The 18,388-nt window shown below is 51.3% G+C and carries 19 protein-coding genes; 6 read left to right on the top strand and 13 right to left on the bottom strand.

Annotated elements, in window-relative coordinates:
- Positions 1 to 34: 34 nt before the first annotated feature.
- A complete protein-coding gene (locus EKO24_RS19700) occupies positions 35 to 277 on the top strand; it encodes a DUF2442 domain-containing protein (RefSeq protein ID WP_127028899.1) in 243 nt (80 codons plus the stop codon).
- A gap of 144 nt (positions 278 to 421) precedes the next feature.
- Here the strand turns inward: EKO24_RS19700 and EKO24_RS19705 are convergent, their stop codons facing one another.
- Positions 422 to 940, bottom strand: coding sequence for a hypothetical protein (locus EKO24_RS19705; RefSeq protein ID WP_127028900.1), 519 nt, complete (start codon positions 938 to 940; stop codon positions 422 to 424).
- Between the two features lie 36 nt (positions 941 to 976).
- Positions 977 to 1,615, bottom strand: a complete 639-nt coding sequence (locus tag EKO24_RS19710) for a DUF5610 domain-containing protein (protein WP_127028901.1) — start codon at positions 1,613 to 1,615, stop codon at positions 977 to 979.
- Positions 1,616 to 1,868: 253 nt separating this feature from the next.
- On the opposite strand from EKO24_RS19710, the gene EKO24_RS19715 reads away from it, so the two are divergent.
- Positions 1,869 to 2,372, top strand: coding sequence for a hypothetical protein (locus EKO24_RS19715; RefSeq protein ID WP_127028902.1), 504 nt, complete (start codon positions 1,869 to 1,871; stop codon positions 2,370 to 2,372).
- A gap of 124 nt (positions 2,373 to 2,496) precedes the next feature.
- Here EKO24_RS19715 and EKO24_RS19720 read toward each other — a convergent pair whose 3' ends face one another.
- The 5 genes from EKO24_RS19720 to EKO24_RS19740 all read right to left on the bottom strand — a co-directional run bounded on the left by EKO24_RS19720 (position 2,497) and on the right by EKO24_RS19740 (position 10,484).
- Complete coding sequence (locus EKO24_RS19720) at positions 2,497 to 5,607, bottom strand: efflux RND transporter permease subunit (protein WP_127028903.1); 3,111 nt, start codon at positions 5,605 to 5,607, stop codon at positions 2,497 to 2,499.
- A gap of 4 nt (positions 5,608 to 5,611) precedes the next feature.
- Complete coding sequence (locus EKO24_RS19725; RefSeq protein WP_127028904.1) at positions 5,612 to 6,718, bottom strand: efflux RND transporter periplasmic adaptor subunit; 1,107 nt, start codon at positions 6,716 to 6,718, stop codon at positions 5,612 to 5,614.
- Complete coding sequence (locus EKO24_RS19730; RefSeq protein ID WP_127028905.1) at positions 6,715 to 7,980, bottom strand: TolC family protein; 1,266 nt, start codon at positions 7,978 to 7,980, stop codon at positions 6,715 to 6,717. The genes EKO24_RS19725 and EKO24_RS19730 overlap by 4 nt, the downstream gene beginning before the upstream one ends.
- Before the next feature lie 142 nt (positions 7,981 to 8,122).
- The gene (locus tag EKO24_RS19735; RefSeq protein WP_127028906.1) at positions 8,123 to 9,718 is read right to left on the bottom strand and encodes a SulP family inorganic anion transporter; all 1,596 of its coding nucleotides are present in this window, start codon (positions 9,716 to 9,718) and stop codon (positions 8,123 to 8,125) included.
- 58 nt (positions 9,719 to 9,776) lie between these two features.
- On the bottom strand, positions 9,777 to 10,484 hold the full coding sequence (locus tag EKO24_RS19740) for a carbonic anhydrase family protein (protein WP_127028907.1): 708 nt from the start codon (positions 10,482 to 10,484) through the stop codon (positions 9,777 to 9,779).
- 102 nt (positions 10,485 to 10,586) lie between these two features.
- Between EKO24_RS19740 and EKO24_RS19745 the strand changes: the two genes are divergently transcribed.
- The 3 genes from EKO24_RS19745 to EKO24_RS19755 all read left to right on the top strand — a co-directional run bounded on the left by EKO24_RS19745 (position 10,587) and on the right by EKO24_RS19755 (position 14,514).
- Positions 10,587 to 11,261 (top strand): response regulator, encoded by a 675-nt coding sequence (locus EKO24_RS19745; RefSeq protein WP_127028908.1) that lies wholly within the window; start codon positions 10,587 to 10,589, stop codon positions 11,259 to 11,261.
- Positions 11,254 to 12,627 carry a sensor histidine kinase N-terminal domain-containing protein gene (locus EKO24_RS19750; protein ID WP_127028909.1) on the top strand — a complete coding sequence of 458 codons (1,374 nt, stop codon included), beginning with the start codon at positions 11,254 to 11,256 and terminating at the stop codon, positions 12,625 to 12,627. Before EKO24_RS19745 ends, EKO24_RS19750 begins: the two co-directional genes overlap by 8 nt.
- A gap of 288 nt (positions 12,628 to 12,915) precedes the next feature.
- Positions 12,916 to 14,514 carry an OprO/OprP family phosphate-selective porin gene (locus EKO24_RS19755; protein WP_127029796.1) on the top strand — a complete coding sequence of 533 codons (1,599 nt, stop codon included), beginning with the start codon at positions 12,916 to 12,918 and terminating at the stop codon, positions 14,512 to 14,514.
- Between the two features lie 176 nt (positions 14,515 to 14,690).
- Here the strand turns inward: EKO24_RS19755 and EKO24_RS19760 are convergent, their stop codons facing one another.
- The 6 genes from EKO24_RS19760 to EKO24_RS19785 all read right to left on the bottom strand — a co-directional run bounded on the left by EKO24_RS19760 (position 14,691) and on the right by EKO24_RS19785 (position 18,008).
- Entirely contained in the window at positions 14,691 to 15,068 is a 378-nt protein-coding gene (locus tag EKO24_RS19760; protein ID WP_127029797.1) for a type II toxin-antitoxin system death-on-curing family toxin, read from the bottom strand.
- Complete coding sequence (locus tag EKO24_RS19765; RefSeq protein ID WP_127029798.1) at positions 15,069 to 15,290, bottom strand: AbrB/MazE/SpoVT family DNA-binding domain-containing protein; 222 nt, start codon at positions 15,288 to 15,290, stop codon at positions 15,069 to 15,071. It abuts the gene before it with no gap.
- Positions 15,291 to 15,388: 98 nt separating this feature from the next.
- On the bottom strand, positions 15,389 to 15,706 hold the full coding sequence (locus EKO24_RS19770) for a chaperone modulator CbpM (RefSeq protein ID WP_127029799.1): 318 nt from the start codon (positions 15,704 to 15,706) through the stop codon (positions 15,389 to 15,391).
- A 5-nt stretch (positions 15,707 to 15,711) separates the two neighbouring features.
- Positions 15,712 to 16,659: a DnaJ C-terminal domain-containing protein gene (locus tag EKO24_RS19775; RefSeq protein ID WP_127029800.1), complete on the bottom strand. Its 948-nt coding sequence runs from the start codon at positions 16,657 to 16,659 to the stop codon at positions 15,712 to 15,714.
- 166 nt (positions 16,660 to 16,825) lie between these two features.
- Positions 16,826 to 17,263, bottom strand: coding sequence for an Hsp20/alpha crystallin family protein (locus tag EKO24_RS19780; RefSeq protein WP_127029801.1), 438 nt, complete (start codon positions 17,261 to 17,263; stop codon positions 16,826 to 16,828).
- A gap of 139 nt (positions 17,264 to 17,402) precedes the next feature.
- Complete coding sequence (locus EKO24_RS19785) at positions 17,403 to 18,008, bottom strand: CPBP family intramembrane glutamic endopeptidase (RefSeq protein WP_127029802.1); 606 nt, start codon at positions 18,006 to 18,008, stop codon at positions 17,403 to 17,405.
- A gap of 87 nt (positions 18,009 to 18,095) precedes the next feature.
- Here EKO24_RS19785 and EKO24_RS19790 point away from each other — a divergent pair, with 87 nt between their 5' ends.
- Complete coding sequence (locus EKO24_RS19790; protein ID WP_127029838.1) at positions 18,096 to 18,353, top strand: YcgL domain-containing protein; 258 nt, start codon at positions 18,096 to 18,098, stop codon at positions 18,351 to 18,353.
- Positions 18,354 to 18,388: the final 35 nt, after the last annotated feature.

Here is an 18,388-nt window from a genome sequence, read left to right on the forward strand (position 1 = left end):
TCAAAATTCAACCACTACAATAAGAGGAAATACAATGTATCCATCGGTAACAGCCGTCGTACCTCAAGATGATTACATGCTCGATATTACTTTTAGCAACGGTGAAAGCGGCGTATTAGATATGAAGCCATATCTGGATTTTGGCATTTTTAATCGTATTAAAGATTACAAATCTTTTGAGAAAGTTTCAGTTGCTTTTGACACCATTGAATGGGAATCCGGAGCTGATCTTGATCCTGAGTTTGTTTACGATAAATGCGAGAAAAAATCGGTCTGACAAAATGCTGAACCGGGACGCGGCCGTTTCACTTAATGTATTTTTCAAGTTTTCGCGGGCCGCGCCATAAGGGGCCTTCATATATTAAAGTCATATAGGCCGGAATAAGTCTATTTGAGCGTTAGCGAGAACCGGCGTTTCCGGTTAATTCCCAGTCAGTCCCCTAATAGCGTCCATAACCATTCGCGTTCCTATCGAGATTAACAGAACGTCCGGCCCCACTTGCGCATAACGGTAACCCGGCATCGGCGGCCCCATCTGCGCAAGAATTGCTGAAGGTAAATCGTAGTAAATTACGTCGCTCGGCAGCGGACGGCCTATTTGCCATTTTTTTGCTTGCCCCGGCGGCATACAGCCGTTGTGCTTTTTGGCGAGGCCGGGAGGACAGTGGCCGCTATTAAATTGTTCCGCATAGTAGTCGCGGATGATGGCTCGATGCCGGTCGTCGAAATAGCGTTTCTGTCCATAATCGCGCTCGTCCCTTTGCTCAAACTGCCGATCATCATGATCCCTGTCATGGTTTTGATTTTCCCTCCTCTCATGTTTATCGGCTTTACCATGACCGCCCGATGAATGCTTGTCGGCGAAGACAGGGCTCACCGCCAGCATGCCGGCGGCTACAAAAGCTAGGACGCAATTAAATTTCAACGGTTTGTGCGGCATATTCCATTTCTGGTCAAAGTTAATATTTACTTAGCATTATTGCGCAGTTGGTGCCGATTTATCGGTCCCCGTCTGTTCCGGTTTTTTGTAGCTATCCACAAAAGCTTGCAGCCCTTTTTGCACCAAGTCGTAAGTTTTATCGATATTGTCGGCAATGTCGCCTTTTAATACGTTAAGACCTTGCAGAATATCCCGAGCCTCTTTAAAGCCTTTATCGATACCGCCGCTGATTATCTTTGTGAATGAATCTACAGCTTCCTCGGTGCTTAATTCCGGGTGGTTTTCCTGATACTTGCCGAAAAAGGCCGTGCTCATCTGGACAATACGATCCGCAGTGGCTTGCGGCGATACGTCGAGACCGTCGTCATAAGCGTGCTGGATGGCGTCGGGGCCCAGCTGTCCTTCTAAAGCCTTGTTAACACCTTCAATTGCTGTCTTATATAGCAAAGCCATCGGTTGATCGCCGACGCTTACGCTGACATCCAGGGAGGCTTGCAAGATGCTTTGATTCAATTGCTTTTTGGCTATTACGGCAGCCGAGTCATGTATATTGCCGGCTTTTTTCGCCTGCGCTTGCTCCGACGCCTGCGCATTGGCCGGCACGTCGACCTTTTGGCTTGTCTTGGCTACGTTGGCTGTGTAGCTTGACGATGATTGTTCTAATTTAATTTCCATTGACGTTCCCCTAATCAAAGTAATCGTTGGCATTACAGATATTAAGTTTCTTTTGTCGGAAGAAAAAAATAAACGTTTACTTCATGCTTATCGGCTATTAATGCTCAAACTGAAGTTTTTTTATAGGATAAATAGCCATGCAGGCCGAAATAAATCTGTCCGAACGGGTAGCCGGAACTGGTGTTTACGAAGCCTAGCGTTTAAGCTAGCCGCCCTTATCCGCTGCGACTATTCAACATTTTAGGAAAAACGTATGGCATTTTGTAATCCGGTAACGGCAACGATGGTGGACTTCATCCGGGGCATCGGCATTGAAATCGTCGAAACGCCGCTTGACGTAGAAACATTTATTCCCGGCATTTATATCGAGCAAGGAAAACTGTTGGTTGACGAACAGAAATTGCTTTACCCCGGCGACCTGCTCCACGAAGCCGGGCATATCGCGATGATTCCCGGCCACTTGCGGCATTGCGCCACCGGCAATGTCGGTAAAATCGATCAAATCGGCAATTCTTACGAAATCGAGGCGATTGCCTGGTCTTGGGCTGCGGTTACTGCGTTAGGCATCGATCCCGAAATGTTGTTCCACAATAAAGGCTATAAAGGCGGGGCCCAAGCGCTGCTGCTCAATTTCCAGTTAGGAGTGTATTTCGGCATTGCAGGTATTGAAGAGGCCGGAATAGCTTATTCGAACCACAAGGCTGCGGAGTTAGGTGTCGAACCGTTTCCTGCTGTACAAAAATGGCTTCGCGATTAAGCGAATTTATCGAAGCTCTCTTTTGGCCGCGACGCTGCATAGCGACTACAGCAAGTCATCAGCCGGGCAGCAGGCGAAACTGTAAGACTATTATCCACGTCAGTTTAGAAACCTATTCACCAAATCAAACCGGTTCGCGCCGCTCCTCGAACCAGCGGTACAGCGTCGGCAGCATGATTAGCGTCAACAGCGTCGATGTGATCAGGCCGCCGATGACGACGATCGCCAACGGTCGCTGCACTTCCGAGCCGGGTCCGGTCGCGAACAGGAACGGCACCAGACCCAGCAGCGCGACGGTCGCGGTCATCATCACCGGCCTGAAACGTTGCGCGCAACCCTGGTGGATAGCCTGGAGCTGGCTCAATCCATTGTCGCGCAAGTTGCGAATATAGGATACCAGCACGACGCCGTTTAGCACCGCAATGCCCCACAATGCGATAAAGCCGACCGACGCAGGCACCGACAAGTATTCGCCGCTAATGAACAGCGATACCACGCCGCCTATCGACGCGAACGGCAGCACCAGGATAATCAGCGCGGCATAACGTATCGAATTGAACAGCATGAACAGCACGAAAAAAATCGCGCCGACGGTAATCGGGATGATGACTTTCAGGTGACCCAACGCGCGTTCCATGTTTTGGAATTGCCCGCCCCATTCCAGGTAATAGCCTTCCGGCAGTTTGAGCCGGCCGGCGACGGCTTTTTTCAGTTCGGCAACAAAGCTACCCAAGTCCCTGTCCCTGACGTTAACCCCGATCACAATGCGGCGCTTGCCCATTTCCCGGCTGACTTGCGACGGTCCGTCGTGCAGGCGGATGTCGGCCAGGTCGCCCAGCGGCACGCGCGCGCCGTTGGCCGAGGTCAGCAAAATCGCGTCGATGGCTTCGATGCTGTTGCGGAAGTTTTCCGGCAACCGCACCATCGCCGAAAAACGCCGTTCGCCTTCGTAGATTTCGGTTGCGGTTTTGCCGCCGACCGCGGTCTCAATGACGTCGTGGATCGCGGCCGCGTTGATGCCGTGCCGGGCGATCGCTTCGCGGTTGACGGTGATGGACAAGTATTGCTGGCCGGTCAGCCGTTCGACGCGGATGTCGCGGGAGCCTTGGATACCGCCGGCGATCTGGGCGATGCTGTTCGCGGCGGTTTTCAGGCGTTCCAGGTCGTCGCCGAACACTTTGACCGCCAGGTCCGAGCGCACGCCGGTCAGCATTTCGTCGACGCGGTCGGAAATCGGCTGCGCCATCACCAGTTGGATACCGGGCAGGTTTTTGTTGAGCTTATCGCGTATCGCATCGGCGATCTGGTCCTGGGTCCAGCCTTCGGGCCATTGGTCGCGCGGTTTCAGGCTGACGATCGGCGTCGATTCGTTTTGGCTTTGCGGGTCGGCCGGGCTCTCGCCGCGGCCTACCCCCGATACCGCCGACAACACGCCGGGCACGTCCATGACCATGCGCATCGCGTCCATTTCCATCTTGATGCTTTCCTGCAACGATATGTTAGGCACCCGGTTGATGCCGGGCACGATAGAGCCTTCTTTCATTTCCGGGATGAACGCGGTGCCCAAGAAAGGCAGCAATAACAACGCGCCGGCAAACAGTGCCGCGGCCAGCAAAACCACGGTTTTGCTGTTGTGCAGCGCCAGGTCCAGCAGTTTCAGGTAGGGCTTTTTCATGGCCGCAATAAGGCGCGTATCGTGTTCCTTGCCTTGGTGGCCTTGCAGCAGGAAAGAGCACAGCACCGGCGTCAGCGTCAGCGACAGAATCAGCGAAATCAGCAGCGCAATCGCAATCGTATAAGCCAACGGCGAAAACATCTTGCCTTCCATGCCTTCCAGCGTCATCAGCGGCAGGAACACCAGGATGATAATGCCTACGCCGAACAACACCGGCGTCGCGACTTCCTGGGTCGCAGCCATGACGATTTTGACCCGGCTGGTGGTGCCGCCCCTGCGCTTGGTTAGCAGCGTGAACGCATTTTCGACGACGACGACTGAGCCGTCGACGATCAAGCCGATCGCAATCGCCAAGCCGCCCAGCGACATCAGGTTCGCGGACAGGCCCAGTTGGTTCATGACGATGAACGTGGCCAGCGGCGTGATCAGCAAGGTGCAGACGACGATCAGGCTGGAACGGAGATCGCCGAGGAACAGCAGCAAAATCACCACGACCAGCGCGATGCCTTCCATCAGCACTTTAGTGACGGTATGCAATGCGGCGTCGACCAGGTCGCTACGGTCGTAGTACGGCACGATTTTAAGTCCGTCCGGCAGCATGTTTTTATCGTTGATTTCCTGCACCCGTTCCTTGATGCGGCTGACCACTTCCTTGGCGTTGCCGCCGCGCAGCATCATCACAATGCCGCCGACCGATTCGGTATAGCCGTTTTTAATCACCGCGCCGACCCGCACCTCGTGGCCGATTTTGACCTCGGAGACGTCGTGGATATGCACCGGCACGCTGTTTTCTTCCTTCAGTACGATATTGCCGATATCATTGACGTCGCGGATCAGGCCGACGCCGCGGATCAGGTATTGTTCGGCGTAATGCGGCAGCACGCCGCCTCCGCTGTTGGCGTTGTTGCGCGCCAGCGCGTCGAACACCTCGTTCAGCGCGATATGGTAATGGTGCATGCGGTCCGGATTGACCAGTACCTGGTATTGCTTGTTGTAGCCGCCTTGCGAGTTGATCTCGGCAACGCCCGGTATGCCGCGCAGCAACGGGCGCACAACCCAATCCTGGGCCTCGCGGCGGCGCATCAGCTCATCCGGCGTCAGCGCGCGCCGGCCGTCGTCGTCGCGCTCCAGCGTGTATTGATAGACTTCGCCCAGCCCGGTCGAGACCGGGCCTAGAATAGGAACGACGCCTTCGGGCATGTTGTGGCCGGCTTCCATCAGCCGTTCCATGACCAGTTGCCGGGCGAAATAGACGTCGGTGTCGTCGGTAAACACCAACGTAATCAACGACAGGCCGTTTTTGTTCAGCGAGCGCATTTCGGTCAGGCCGGGCAAGCCGGTCATGCCGATTTCAAGCGGCACAGTGATGAAACGCTCGACTTCCTCCGGCGAGCGTCCCGGCGCGTCGGTGGCGACTTGCACCTGTACGTTGGTGACGTCGGGAAACGCATCCACCGCCAGCGATTGCAGCGCGCGCACGCCGAAGGCGGCCAACCCCAGCACGATAGCCAGCATTACGATACGGTTGTGCAGGCTGCGGTGGATTAACGCTTCGATCATCGGCTTACTCCAGGTCCTTGCGTTGGCGTTCGCTGTTCAAATGGAATGCGCCTTCGACAACGACCCTGTCGCCCTTGTTAACGCCGTCCAGTACGCGCCGCACGTCGTCGTAACGGATGCCTGTTTTCACCGGCCTGAGCTGGAATTCGTTCGGGCCTATTTCAACGAAAACATGGTCTTTATCGTTGACGCGCAGCACGGCCGATTCGGGTAATACCAGGTCCTGCAAACCTTGCTTGCGAATTACCAGCGTCGCCAGCATATTCGGCTTGAAGATGCGCTGCGGATTCGGCAATGCCATGCGCACAGTAAGCGTGCGCGTCTGCGGATCGACCATGTCGGCGACATAGGTCAGGCGGCCGGACAACTCCTCGCCGGGCAGCGCGGCAATCGTGAACAGCGCCTCGTCGCCTTCGTGCGCCCAGCTGGCCTGTTGCTCCGGTATTTCCGCGACGACCCAGACATGTGACAGGTCGGCGACGGTAAACAGCGCGTCGGCCGGTTGCACGACTTGGCCGACGGTCACGTTGCGCTCGACGATGGTGCCTTCGATAGTCGCGGTGATAGGCAGCAGCGATTGGATTTTCTTGTCTTTGGACAGCCGCGCCAGGTCGCGGTCGGACATGCCGAACGCGCGTAACTGGTCGGTTGCGGTGCGCAAATCCACTTCGGCTTCGTTCAGTACGCTTTCCCGTTCCTGGAGTTCGGCTGCCGCAATCACGTCGCTGGCCAACAGGCGTTTGGCCCGTTCCACCGCCAGCCGGCGCAAGTTGACTTGCGAGCTGGTTTTTAAATAGGCCGATTGCGCCAATCCGAGTTCGGTGCTGTTCAATGTCGCCAGTTGCTCGCCTTTGCTCACTTCCTGGCCCAGTATGGCCTGGGTTTCTGTAATGCGGCCGGTCACGGTCGCGCCGATCCGGGCGACGCGCTGCTGGTCCAGATCGATCCGCGCCGGCAGGCGTAGCGAATCGTGCACCTGGCCTTCGCCGATCGCGATGACTTTGATTTGCTTCATCAGCACCGGCGTTGCTTTGACCGTTGGCAAGACGTTATCGGCGCTGCTTATCGGCGAGATCAGCAGCATTAACAGCAAAGGGTAAAGCAAGGTCATAGGTTCTCCAGGTCGGTGGCGCGTAGACGGTCGATATCGATCAATGCGGCTTGACGGTCGAAACGGGCGTTGATGTAGTCGTTGCGCACGCTGCGATAGGTGCGCTGGGCGTCGAGATAATCGATGATGCCGCGCTCGCCGAGGCGATAGGCGGCTTCGGATACTTTCAGCGCGGCTTCGGCTTGTTTCAGCAGGCCGGAGTCGAAAGTTTCGACTTGGCGATTGGCGATATGGTAACGGTTGTAGGCGTTTTCCAGTTCCCGGATCACCGTGAGCTCCTGCTGGTTGGCCGACGCCTCGGCCTGGCGCAGTTCCGCCTCGGCTTCGCCTATCGGGCCTTGGCGTTGGTTCCATATCGGCAACGGCACCACGAGATTGACCCGCCATTGCTCAAGGCCGGGATCGCGCTCGGCGCCGGCTTTCAGTGTCGGTTGCGGATAGCGCAGCTTTTCCTCGAAACCGACTTTGGCTCGGGCTTTGTCGACTTCGGCGCGATATTGTTGCAGCACCGGCTGCTTACCCAGCACTTCGTCGCGCAGTTGTTCCAGCGGCGGAATGTTCGACGGCGGTGCAGGCAGTTCGCCTTCCGCTTCATAGTGGTGCGGTAAGGCTTGGCCGAACATCGCGCGTAATGCCGACTTAGCGTCGTCGACTCGCGTTTCCGCGCTCTCGCGCAGTTTTAGTGCGTTCAATGCCTCGGCTTCGGACTTGACCTGTTCATAGCGCGGCGCTTCGCCGACTTCGGTTTTCAATTTGATTTTGTCGCGGATTTGCGTCAACAGGTGCTCGTTGTCCCGGCTGATCTGCAATTCGGCCTGGCGGCGCAGGATTTCGTAAAACGCCAGTTTGACCTGGCCGCGCACGGTCAGCCAGACGTGGCGGCTAGCTTCGTCGGCCGAGGCAATGCCGGCTTCGGCTACCTTGCGCCGCGCTTCCCTGACGAACGGCAGGTCCAGCGGTTGGGCGATATAGACTTGTTCATTCGAGCCATTCAGTGCGCCTTCGCCGATGCCGGTCGCCGCGCCGCCGCCCAGCTCCAGTTCCGGGTTAGGGTAGGCTTTGGCGGTAACCAGCGCGGCCTGGGCCAATTGCTGGCGCGCCTGGACACTGGCCAGCGCGGGACTGTGCGTTTCGAGCAGGCTCAGCACCTGGGGCAAGGTCAGCGCCGGGGCTGACAGACTGTTGGGCGAAACAATGCTTAGCGTAAGGGCCAAGCTAAAGAACCGTGCCATTGATAAGGATGATTTTACGGATCTGCGCATGGTTTTGTATTGGGATGAATTGGTGCAATGCGTTTCTGGATTTGTTGTTTATCAAATCTTAGCAGCTTTTGCGCCAATTGAACTTGTAGAAATAGGGTCGGCCGTCCGTGGCCGGATGAGGGGGATCCTTTGTTTGGTTACATCAGCCTCTGGCGTTCAACACGACTAAGGGCTCGTGCTTTTGGATTTTTTCCTTGCCGTATAAATCGATGATTTCGACGCCGATGTTATCGTCCGGCGCGGTGGAGAGAAAATCCTCGATGGTTTCCAGAATGTCGTGGTCGATAAATTTGGCTTTGCTCGCGTCTATGGTCACGGTGCTGTCGGCTTCGATTCGCAGGATAAATTTACGCAGCAGCGCCTTGTTCAGGAACGAAACGTCTTTGTTCAGCAACAATACGTAATGCATGCCGTCCTGAACCAAGGTAATCGCGGCCGAATAGTTGGCCTTGATGACGAAAAACAATCCAAAACCCAGGCCGATAGCCATGCCTTTTAATAAATCGGTGAATAAAATCGCCAGCACGGTGATCGCAAACGGCATAAATTGACTCATGCCTTTGTAGTAGAAATGGCTGAACAGCTTGGGATTGGCCAGTTTATATCCGGTGTGCAGTAAAATCGCCGCCAGACAGGGCAACGGAATGTAGTTCAGGTAGTACGCAAAAAACAGGACGCTCAACAACAAAAATAAGCCGTGAGTGAAGCAGGAAACGCGGGTTCGGCCGCCGGCGTTGATGCTGGCCGCGCTACGCACGATGACGGCGGTCATCGGCAGGCCGCCGATCAGGCCGCAAATAATATTGCCGACCCCTTGCGCTTTCAATTCCCTGTTGGTCGGCGCGATGCGTTTTAAAGGATCAAGCTTGTCAGTCGCTTCAAGGCTTAACAAGGTTTCTAAGCTGGCGATGATCGCAATCGTTATCGCGACCACGTAAACCTGCGGATTGGTAAGATAGTCAAGGTAGCTAAAGTCGGGAAACATGAAGTTGTTGAAAAAATCCGTGGCTTTTTCCGAAATCGGTAATTTGACCAGATGCTCGGAACTGACCGCCCAGTCTGGCGCGAATTGGGAGGCGGCAAAATTGTAGCCGACCCCCCACAGCACCGCGACTAACGGTCCCGGAATCAGCTTCAGCAGTTTTTGTTTTTTAAACCAGGGCGTCCCCCATAGTATCAACAGCAACAATGCCACCGCGCTGATAACGACCGCACCCGGAGTAACGCCGCTTAAGGCATCAAAAAACTCCACAAAACTTGAATGCGCCGTTTCCTTCATATAGCTTTCATCGCCCTCATAGCTGCCATGGTAACCGGTGGCATGCGGAAGCTGCTTGATAATCAAAATCAAACCGATAGCCGCCAACATGCCTTCAATAACAGCTGAGGGAAAAAAAGCGCCGATAATCCCGGCTCTGAGGTAGCCCAAGGCAAGTTGCAGGATACCCGCCAATAAGCAGGCGACCAGCAAGCCTTGAAAACTGCCCAAGGTTTCAATCGCGTTGAATACGATCACGGTAAGGCCGGCGGCAGGGCCGGAAATAGCCAGTTGCGAGCCACTGAGCCATGACACGATCAGCCCTCCTACTAAACCGGTAATCAGCCCGGCGAATAACGGCGCGCCGGAGGCCAATGCAATACCCAGGCATAATGGCAGGGCTACCAGGAACACCACGATGCCTGCCGGCAAATCGTCTTTTAAATGGCGGAAATAATACTGGGCATGTTTGTGTATCATATGGTGTAGCGCCTCGGTTTTGGATTAGGAAATTTACCAACAGGTCAGTGTTTTGTACTCACACCTGCAAGGCTGCCGCTTTTTGCTTAGGTTGCAGCGGCAAATAGTGATACTCGCTTGGGATATCCTCGCTCGCTAACACCTGATCGTAAAAGGCGACTTTGCCTGTCGTAATGTCGTGATTGCCGCCAATAATTCCAATCGCACCGGTTTCAATCATCTCTCTCAATATCGGGCTACGTTCCATAATGGCATGCACCGCTCTTTTCACATTAATGGCGGCGACTTTTTCGACAAACTCATCGTTATCCGAATTACGGTTTTCCAATACGGTTTTTTCTTCATAAACCGCGGGCTGTATTTTGCTCAATAGCGTTGTCAGGTTACCCATTTCGATATGATCGCAAGCGCCCTTTATCGCACCGCATCGGGTATGGCCCAGAACCACGATGATTTTAGCGCCGGCTATTTTGCAACCGAATTCCATGCTGCCCAGAATATCTTCATTGATAATATTGCCGGCAATGCGAATGCTGAATACATCGCCTAAACCTTGGTCAAAAATCAGCTCAACCGATGTCCGCGAATCGATGCAGCTTAAAATAACCGCAAACGGATGTTGACCGTCGGAAGTTTCATTGGCCTGTTGTAACAAGTTGCGATTTACTTTAAGGTTGTTGATAAACCGTTTATTGCCCTCTTTCAGCAACTCCAATGCCATGGTAGGGGTAATAGAGGCTTGTATCTCTTTAGTTAACGTTTTCATTGATTTTCCCCAATCTTAATTTAAATAGCATATGCGGGTTATTCCGATGAACTTATCCTAGCGTCTTAACCTTTCAAGAACCTTTCACAACTTTCTGAATGCATGAAGATTTTATTAATAGAAGACGATGCCGTTCTGGCCGACGGCTTGATTCATACCTTGAGCGGCAGCGGTTATTCGGTGACCTCGGCCACCACCGGCATTTATGCAGACCAGTTGCTTGAGGCGCAAAGTTTCGATTTGATCGTACTGGATTTAGGCCTGCCCGATATGGACGGCCTGGAACTGTTGCGTAAGCTTCGCAACCGCAAAATTCCGCTGCCGATTATGATTTTGACTGCCCGGGACGGAGTTAACGACCGGATCAACGGCATTGAGCAGGGCGCTGACGACTATATGACCAAACCTTTTGAGCTACGGGAATTGGAAGCCAGGGTTCACGCACTGATTCGGCGTTGTTACGGCGGCTTTAATAACGATATTGTGATCGGCCGCTTGGCGCTGGATACCCGTAATCATCAAGTCCTGGTGGACGGTCAGGCGATTAGCTTGTCGGCGCGCGAATACGGCGTGTTGGAAATATTGTTGATCCAGGCAGGAAAAGTTGTCAGCAAAGACCGGATTGCGCAACGTCTGGCCGTGGATGGCGACGCGCTGACCGATAACGCAGTGGAAATCTACGTGCATCGGTTGCGTAAACGCATCGAACCGTATGGCGCGGTAATCAGGACGGTGCGCGGACTGGGCTATTTATTGGAGCGCTCGGGCGATGAATAAAAAGCGCAGTCTTAAAACTCAAATTCTGCTACGTTTGGCTGTCCCGTTGATTTTTTTTATCAGTGCCGAGTCGGTCCTGTCTTATTTCGTCACCTTGCATCACGTCGACGCCGCTTACGATCGCTGGCTGCTCGATTCCGCGCGGTCGTTAACCCAGGAAATCAAAGTGCGCGAAGGCAAGGTATTCGTGGAATTGCCGCCCGCCGCTTTAGAGATTTTCAAGTGGGATGAATCGGATAAAACCTATTTCAAAATCATCTCCGAACAACAAGGCATGCTAGCGGGCGACAAATTCGTTCCCGAGCCGTTCGAAGTGCAAACCGATTGGACCCGCCCGGTTTATTTTGACGATGAAATGTACGGCGAACCGGTCAGGGTGGTGTCGATGTCGATTACGCCTGAACAGGCTTCGGAAAAAGTATTCGTCCACGTTGCCGAGACTTTAAATAAACGGCGAAGCATGATGCTGGATATTTTGCTGGCCGACCTTGTGCCGCAGATGGCGTTGGTTCTGCTGGCCGGTATTTATCTGGTCGTCGGCGTAAAACGCGGCTTGCAGCCGTTGCACAAATTGGCCGATGAAATCTCCCAACGCTCATCGCGCGATCTACGGCCCATTCCGGAACAGCATGTGTTTTTGGAAGTACGGGCATTGACCGATACGATTAATGACCTGCTGGAACGCCTGGGCTTGGCCATCGCTACCCAGCAACGCTTTATTGCCAATGCCGCGCATCAATTGCGCACCCCGCTGGCAGGCTTGAAATTGCAAGTTGAGCGCGCGCAGCGGGAGCAAGACGTGTCGGCGATGAAGCCCGCGCTAACGCAGATTCAGGGCTGTGCCGACCGCATGTCGCATTTAACCACGCAATTATTGGTGTTAGCCAAATCCGAACCTATCTACGGCGCTTACGAGTTAAGGCCGGTAGATTTATGCAAACTCGCGAAAGAAACCTGCATGGACTGGGTGCCTAAAGCGTTGCAGCGCGATATGGAGCTCAGTTTTGAAGGTTTGGAGCAAGCGGTGTATGTACGCGGCGACGAGGTTTTGTTGCAGGAGTTACTGGCTAATTTACTGGATAACGCGATTTGTTACGGCCACAACCGGGGCAATATCGTAGTTAAAGTCGAATCCTGTCCCTCGCCTTGCCTGAGCATCGTGGATGACGGTCCCGGCATACCCGAAGCTGAAACGAACAAAGTTTTCGAACGGTTTTACCGCATTCCCGGCAGCCAAGGCGACGGTTGCGGACTTGGACTGGCAATCGTCAAGGAGATTGCCGACCTGCATAAAGCGCGGCTTCAGCTAAGCCGCGCCTGTCAGAAAGGCGGTACCCGAATAGAGCTGGAATTTAAGGAATCGTGAAGAACTTTCCGCCATCTGCCCACGCCGCTCCTTCGTTGTCTAAATCCGATATTTTCGGAGTTCAAAGTTTGCTTTAATTGCTTATTCAGTATTTTTGTTGCTCAAAAGCTAATAATCAAATTTTTGATTAATAATAAAAAGTCGGATATAGCTGCAAATATTTGTAGATTTACAACTTATTTGCCGATTTGTTGCGTTGTCATAAAGCTGTAACAATGCTGTCATTAAGCTGTCACTTTATTCTCATATTCTTGCGCAAAATTTTTTGATAACAACCAAGAGCAAAATATGAAAATCTCCAAACTGTCATTGGCAATCGCTACCGTTTTAGGTGCGGGCGCAACAACCAGCGCGATTGCTATGGATCTTTATGTCGACACTAAAACCAAACAAATTTATGCAGAGCCCGGTCCTCATAGAGTTCTGATGGGCAATTTTGAAAAAGTCGACAATACTGCCCCTAAAGCAGTAGCTAAAGAAGAAAAATTAGATAAAGCCGAAATCGCTAAAATTCGCGAAGACTTGGCGTTGAAAGATAATGCAATCAAGGCATTGCAAGAGCATGCCGAAGAAGCGAACAAGCCTTCTCACGCGCACGTCAAATTAGACGACGGCATTCATTTCGCTACCAACGACGGCAATTTCACTGCCGGCATCAACGGCCGTCTGCAAGTGGATTCGCAAACTAATGTTAATAACCAAGTTGCCACTGCTACTGGTGCTAATACACCTAACCAATTGGATGACGGCATGTCGATTCGTCGTGCACGTCTGGGTGTTGAAGGTACTTTTTTCAAAAATAGCTTTTACAAATTCGAATACGATTTCACCCGAGGCAACGGTACAACAGGTGCCGGCGTTACCGACGCTTTCATTGGGTATACTTTTTCCAAGCCTTTTTCAATTAAATTCGGTGCGTTTAAAGAACCATTCAGTTTAGAAGAAGCCACCAGCAACCGCTATATTACATTCATTCAACGTAACCAGGCAGTTGATACTTTTGTCGATGACCTTAATACCTACAAAATGGGTATAGGCGCTAATTATGCAACTGATCGCTGGCAAGTTGCTACGTCATTACAGACAGAACCTGTTGGCGCGAACGGCGCCAGCAACAGCTCAACCAATTCTAACGGAAACGCTAACCGTAATAACGGTGCAGGCGATACCAACTGGGAAGTCAATGCCCGGGTAACCGGTATGCCGTGGATGGAAAGCAAAACCAAATTCCTGCATGTGGGCGCTTCAGGTTCTTACATCAATGTTAACAACAATTACTTGGCTAACGGCACGTTTAACAACGGCGGCATTTCATTCGCCCACGGTCTTAATAATAACGTAGATCGTACTGCTATATTGAATACAGGCAATTTGAGTTCGGGTAATAGAACGACGGGCAATCAAGTCAACCATCTTACCCGCTTTGGTGCAGAATCTGCTTTGGTTTATGGACCATTTTCGGCACAAGGTGAATATATCGCGACGAATGTTTCCGGTAGAGGCTATAACGATGGTGAAACCCTGGATGGTTACTATGGTTATATGACTTACTTCTTAACCGGCGAATCGCGTGCTTATAAATCCAAAACCGGTGCTTGGGATCGTTTAAAGCCTAATCGCAATTTCGATATGAAAGGCGGCTGGGGAGCATGGGAACTTGCGGCTGGTTATGATTCACTCAACTTGAATAGTGGCGTGATCAGAGGCGGCCGGGCATCAACTGCAAAGTTTGGTGTTAACTGGTATCCTAACTCACATGTTCGTGTAATGGCTAACTATATTCATGCGTTGGATATTAATACTTCTGGAGTTGCGGATGCTCGTGCCCGTGCATTCAACAACGCCGACCTGGATATTATTGAAACACGCGTTCAGTTGGATTGGTAATAATTGCGTAGGATTCGTCAGCTTGGGTTTTATTTATAGACCTAATCAACGATATTAGCAATAACCAAATAAAAAGCCGCGCCGGGTAACCCGGCGCGGCTTTTTTTATCAGGAAATTTGTAGTAATTGACTCATTAGGGATAGTCAATCATTGGAAAAGGCGCGTGTGGCACGTTCTATACATTACCACTCTTCAGCCAAGTGATCAGTTCATGCTCGGAAATATTGCCCGCCGCCAACTGTTCAAATAGTCGCACTCGATTTTCCGGCGTACCTGACATATCGTTGCCATGCAGTTTTAAAAATAATCGGCTAATAACGTATGCAGTGCGCTTGTTCCCGTCGTTAAACGGATGGTTACGCGCAATTCCAAAACCATAAGCTGCGGCTAAAACATAGAGATCATTTTCGCCGTAAGCATGTAAATTTTGCGGACGAGCCAGAGCCGAATCTAATAAGCCTTTATCTCTAATACCCGACAAACCGCCATGTTCCGCCAGTTGTCGTTGATGAATAGCCAATGCTAATTCTGAGCTAATCCATTGCCAGGACATTTACTTTGCCAAGGCTTTTAAAATGTCACGGTCTTCACGCATGATGTCTTCAGCAATATTCATTTGTTTGGCAAATTCATCGTTATAGGGCGTTAATTTATAACCATCTTCTGTTTCCGTTAAATACAGCTTGTCGCCTTTATCCACACGTAAACGATTAAGCACTTCTTTTGGAAGAACCACGCCTGCCGAATTACCAATGCTGCGAATCGCTAATTCCATAAATCACCTTGTTAATGTTATTACAATTGTTGTCACTTAGTATAAACCAAAGTGTGGCGTAAGATGTGAATGTCTCGATGGTTAGCCAGTCCGATTTTTCAGTCACGTCCCATTCTTCTTAGTTCGGCACGCAGATATTCAAGCTCCTCCATCAAGTCCAGCGCCAATGCGATACCGGCCAGGTTTAGTCCCAGATCATGCTGTAACCGTAGCGCGGCGCGTACCCGTACCAAGCTGGCTCCTGAGAAACGCCAGACATGTATTTCGTTGCCTTGCGGCTCGATAATGCTTTCTTCAACCAGGCTGATAACCCAATCGGTTTGCACATCGCAAGCACGGCACAATTGTTCCAAGGTCAGGCTGTCGTCTTCAATGACGGTTCCGGTATGTACTGGTAATAAGTCATGAGAGTTCATAAGCTTTATACCCCCAGAGATAGGCGAGGGTTAAAATCAAGTTCTTGCTGCATTTTCTGATAGACCGCTTTTTCGCGTTCGGTATTTGCAGGCGGCAGCGCGATTTGCAGAGCGACATAGAAGTCTCCCGGTGTCTTGGCCGGCAAGCCCCGGCCTTTTAAACGCAGTTTGCTGCCTTGCCGGGAATTGGGCGGTATTTTCAAGTCAACATTACCTTCCGGCGTCGGTACTTTAATTTTAGCGCCTAACGCGGCTTCCCAAGGCGTAACCGGCAAGTCCAGATAGATATCGCTTTCGGATACGCGATATAGCGGATGTGGATTAAAGGCTATTTCAAGCAGCAGGTCGCCAGCTTTGCCGCTTCCTGAGCCGGGATTGCCTTGCCCTGTCAGCCGGATATGCTGGCCGGGTTTTATGCCTTTGGGGATCTTGATATTCAGGTTTCTTTGCTTAACCTGTACGTGGCCTTGTGCGTCCGTTGCCGGGGCACTCAAGGAAATATTGCGGGTTGAACCGTGAACGCTGTCTTCCAGGTCGATATAAATTTTTGCATGGGTATCCTGCCCTCTCGCATGAAACCCGCGCGCCCCGTACTCGGATGGACGGAAGCCGGCGCGTCCGAACAATTGCTCGAAAAAATCGCTGAAGATACCGGCATCTCCTCCGGTAAAACCGCCGCCCTTGAATTCGAAGCCCTCATCCCAATTGGGTGGCGGCCTGAAATCTTCACCGGCTTTCCAATTGGCGCCCAGCCTATCGTAAGCCGCTCTTTTTTCAGGATCTTTAAGCACTTCGTAGGCTTCGCCCAATTCCTTGAATTTGGCCTCGGCTTCTTTTTCCTTGCTCACGTCGGGATGGTATTTGCGCGCGAGTTTACGGTAGGCGCGTTTGATTTCGTCCTGTGTGGCGTTCCTGGATAGCTCCATGATCTTATAGTAATCTTTATACTGCATGTTGCCCGTCCGATTACATTGAATTAGCCTGGGAAATCCAGGTGGATCTTGATTTTATGGCAGGATAGTTAAAAAGCAGCAGGCTTGCCGGACCTGCTGCTCTGACATGGTAGCATAGAGCAAAAAATCCCTGCTACAGGTATGAAATGTAAATAGGGGCCGGGAATTATTCCTCTGATACGACATTGATGCGTTTGGGTTTAATGGCTTCCCGTTTAGGAATGATGATTTCCAGTACACCGTGTTTGCATTTTGCATTGATTGCGTCGCCATCGGCGGAATCAGGCAAGCTAAAACGGCGGTAAAAAGAGCCGGACGTCCTTTCGACGCGTTTGTAGCCTTCTTTTTCGGTTTTGGTTTCGGTTTCTTTTTCTCCCTTAACGGTCAGAACGCCTGCTTCCATGCTGATCTCAATATCTTCCGGTTTGACGCCGGGAATATCCGCATGGATAACAAATTTATCGGCTTCTTCTTTTATGTCGACCGCAGGCGCCCATTCGGCGGTTGCGACTGAGCCTTCGCCGCCTTTGTCTTCCTTTGAAAGCGCCAGTTCTCTTTGTAGTTGGTTCAATAAGCCCCATGGTTCGTAACGTATAATAGCCATTTTCTGTCTCCTAAAAATTAATGTCTTAATTCAATAACAAACTAAAAAAAACGAGTATTTATGCTCATCCGTAAATGTGGGGGCGGCGTTTTTTTTGTCAAGTCGCTGAACAAAATTTGGCGTTAGATTTTTTTCAATATCATTCTTTAGGGTCTGCCAAACGGCGAGCTCGATACGCACGCACGAGGGCGATAAATGCCAGGAAATCATATAAGCTGTGAATCACAATCGGGACCAGCAAATTCCTATCACTGCCGTAATCCATAGCTAAACCTAAATAGATTCCTGTTAATGCCGCCAAAACAGCATAAAGCGGCGTCACTGCATGCGCCAAACCGAAAATAACGTTGCTGGCGATCAGGCCTGCGGTCAAGCCCCAGGAGGATTCCAACCAGGGTTGAATAACGCCGCGAAACAACAATTCTTCGGATAATCCGGCAATCGACGCAAGTATCAGCAAATCGGTCCAATGATAACGGTATAAGCCGGGGCCTAATGTCTCAAACAATACTTTTCTAATCTTTACAATCGACTCTGCCGGTATCAGCTCCAAGACCAGAAATAACAAAAATAGAGGCGCGGTTCCAATTACGCCATAAGCAATGGCCGGTTCTGAAAAATACAGGTAAGCGAAAGGATTTATGTTGGCGATCCAGCCTAAGAAAAGCGCAACCAAAATCAGGGCCGCTTCAAAAGCACATGCCTTCTTAAAAAAATCGTCGGGATTGATCGGATATTTAGCCATTTGTATTAACTAAGTCGGTAAGAAAAGGCCATTCTAATGAAAAATGGTTAAAATGCTTTCTTTGATTGATGACTTGTGACCGACAATATGCTGTGTTTTATTTATAAGAGTTTGAAAAAAGACCAACTTTATTTATACGTTGATAAGAAAGACGATTTTTCGAAAGTACCGGAAGCGCTTTTCAACAGCTTTGGCAAAATGGAGTTTGTGATGGATTTGGAGCTGACGCCGGAACGTAAACTGGCGAAGGAAGATGTCGATAAAGTAATTGAAAGCCTGAATACCAAAGGCTTTTTTGTGCAGTTGCCGCCGATTAATATGCCTGCGCCGTCGAAACTTCAATAGTTCGAAGATTCAAATTTTATAATAATAGAACACGG

Source organism: Candidatus Methylobacter oryzae (assembly GCF_003994235.2).
GTDB lineage: Bacteria > Pseudomonadota > Gammaproteobacteria > Methylococcales > Methylomonadaceae > Methylobacter_A > Methylobacter_A oryzae.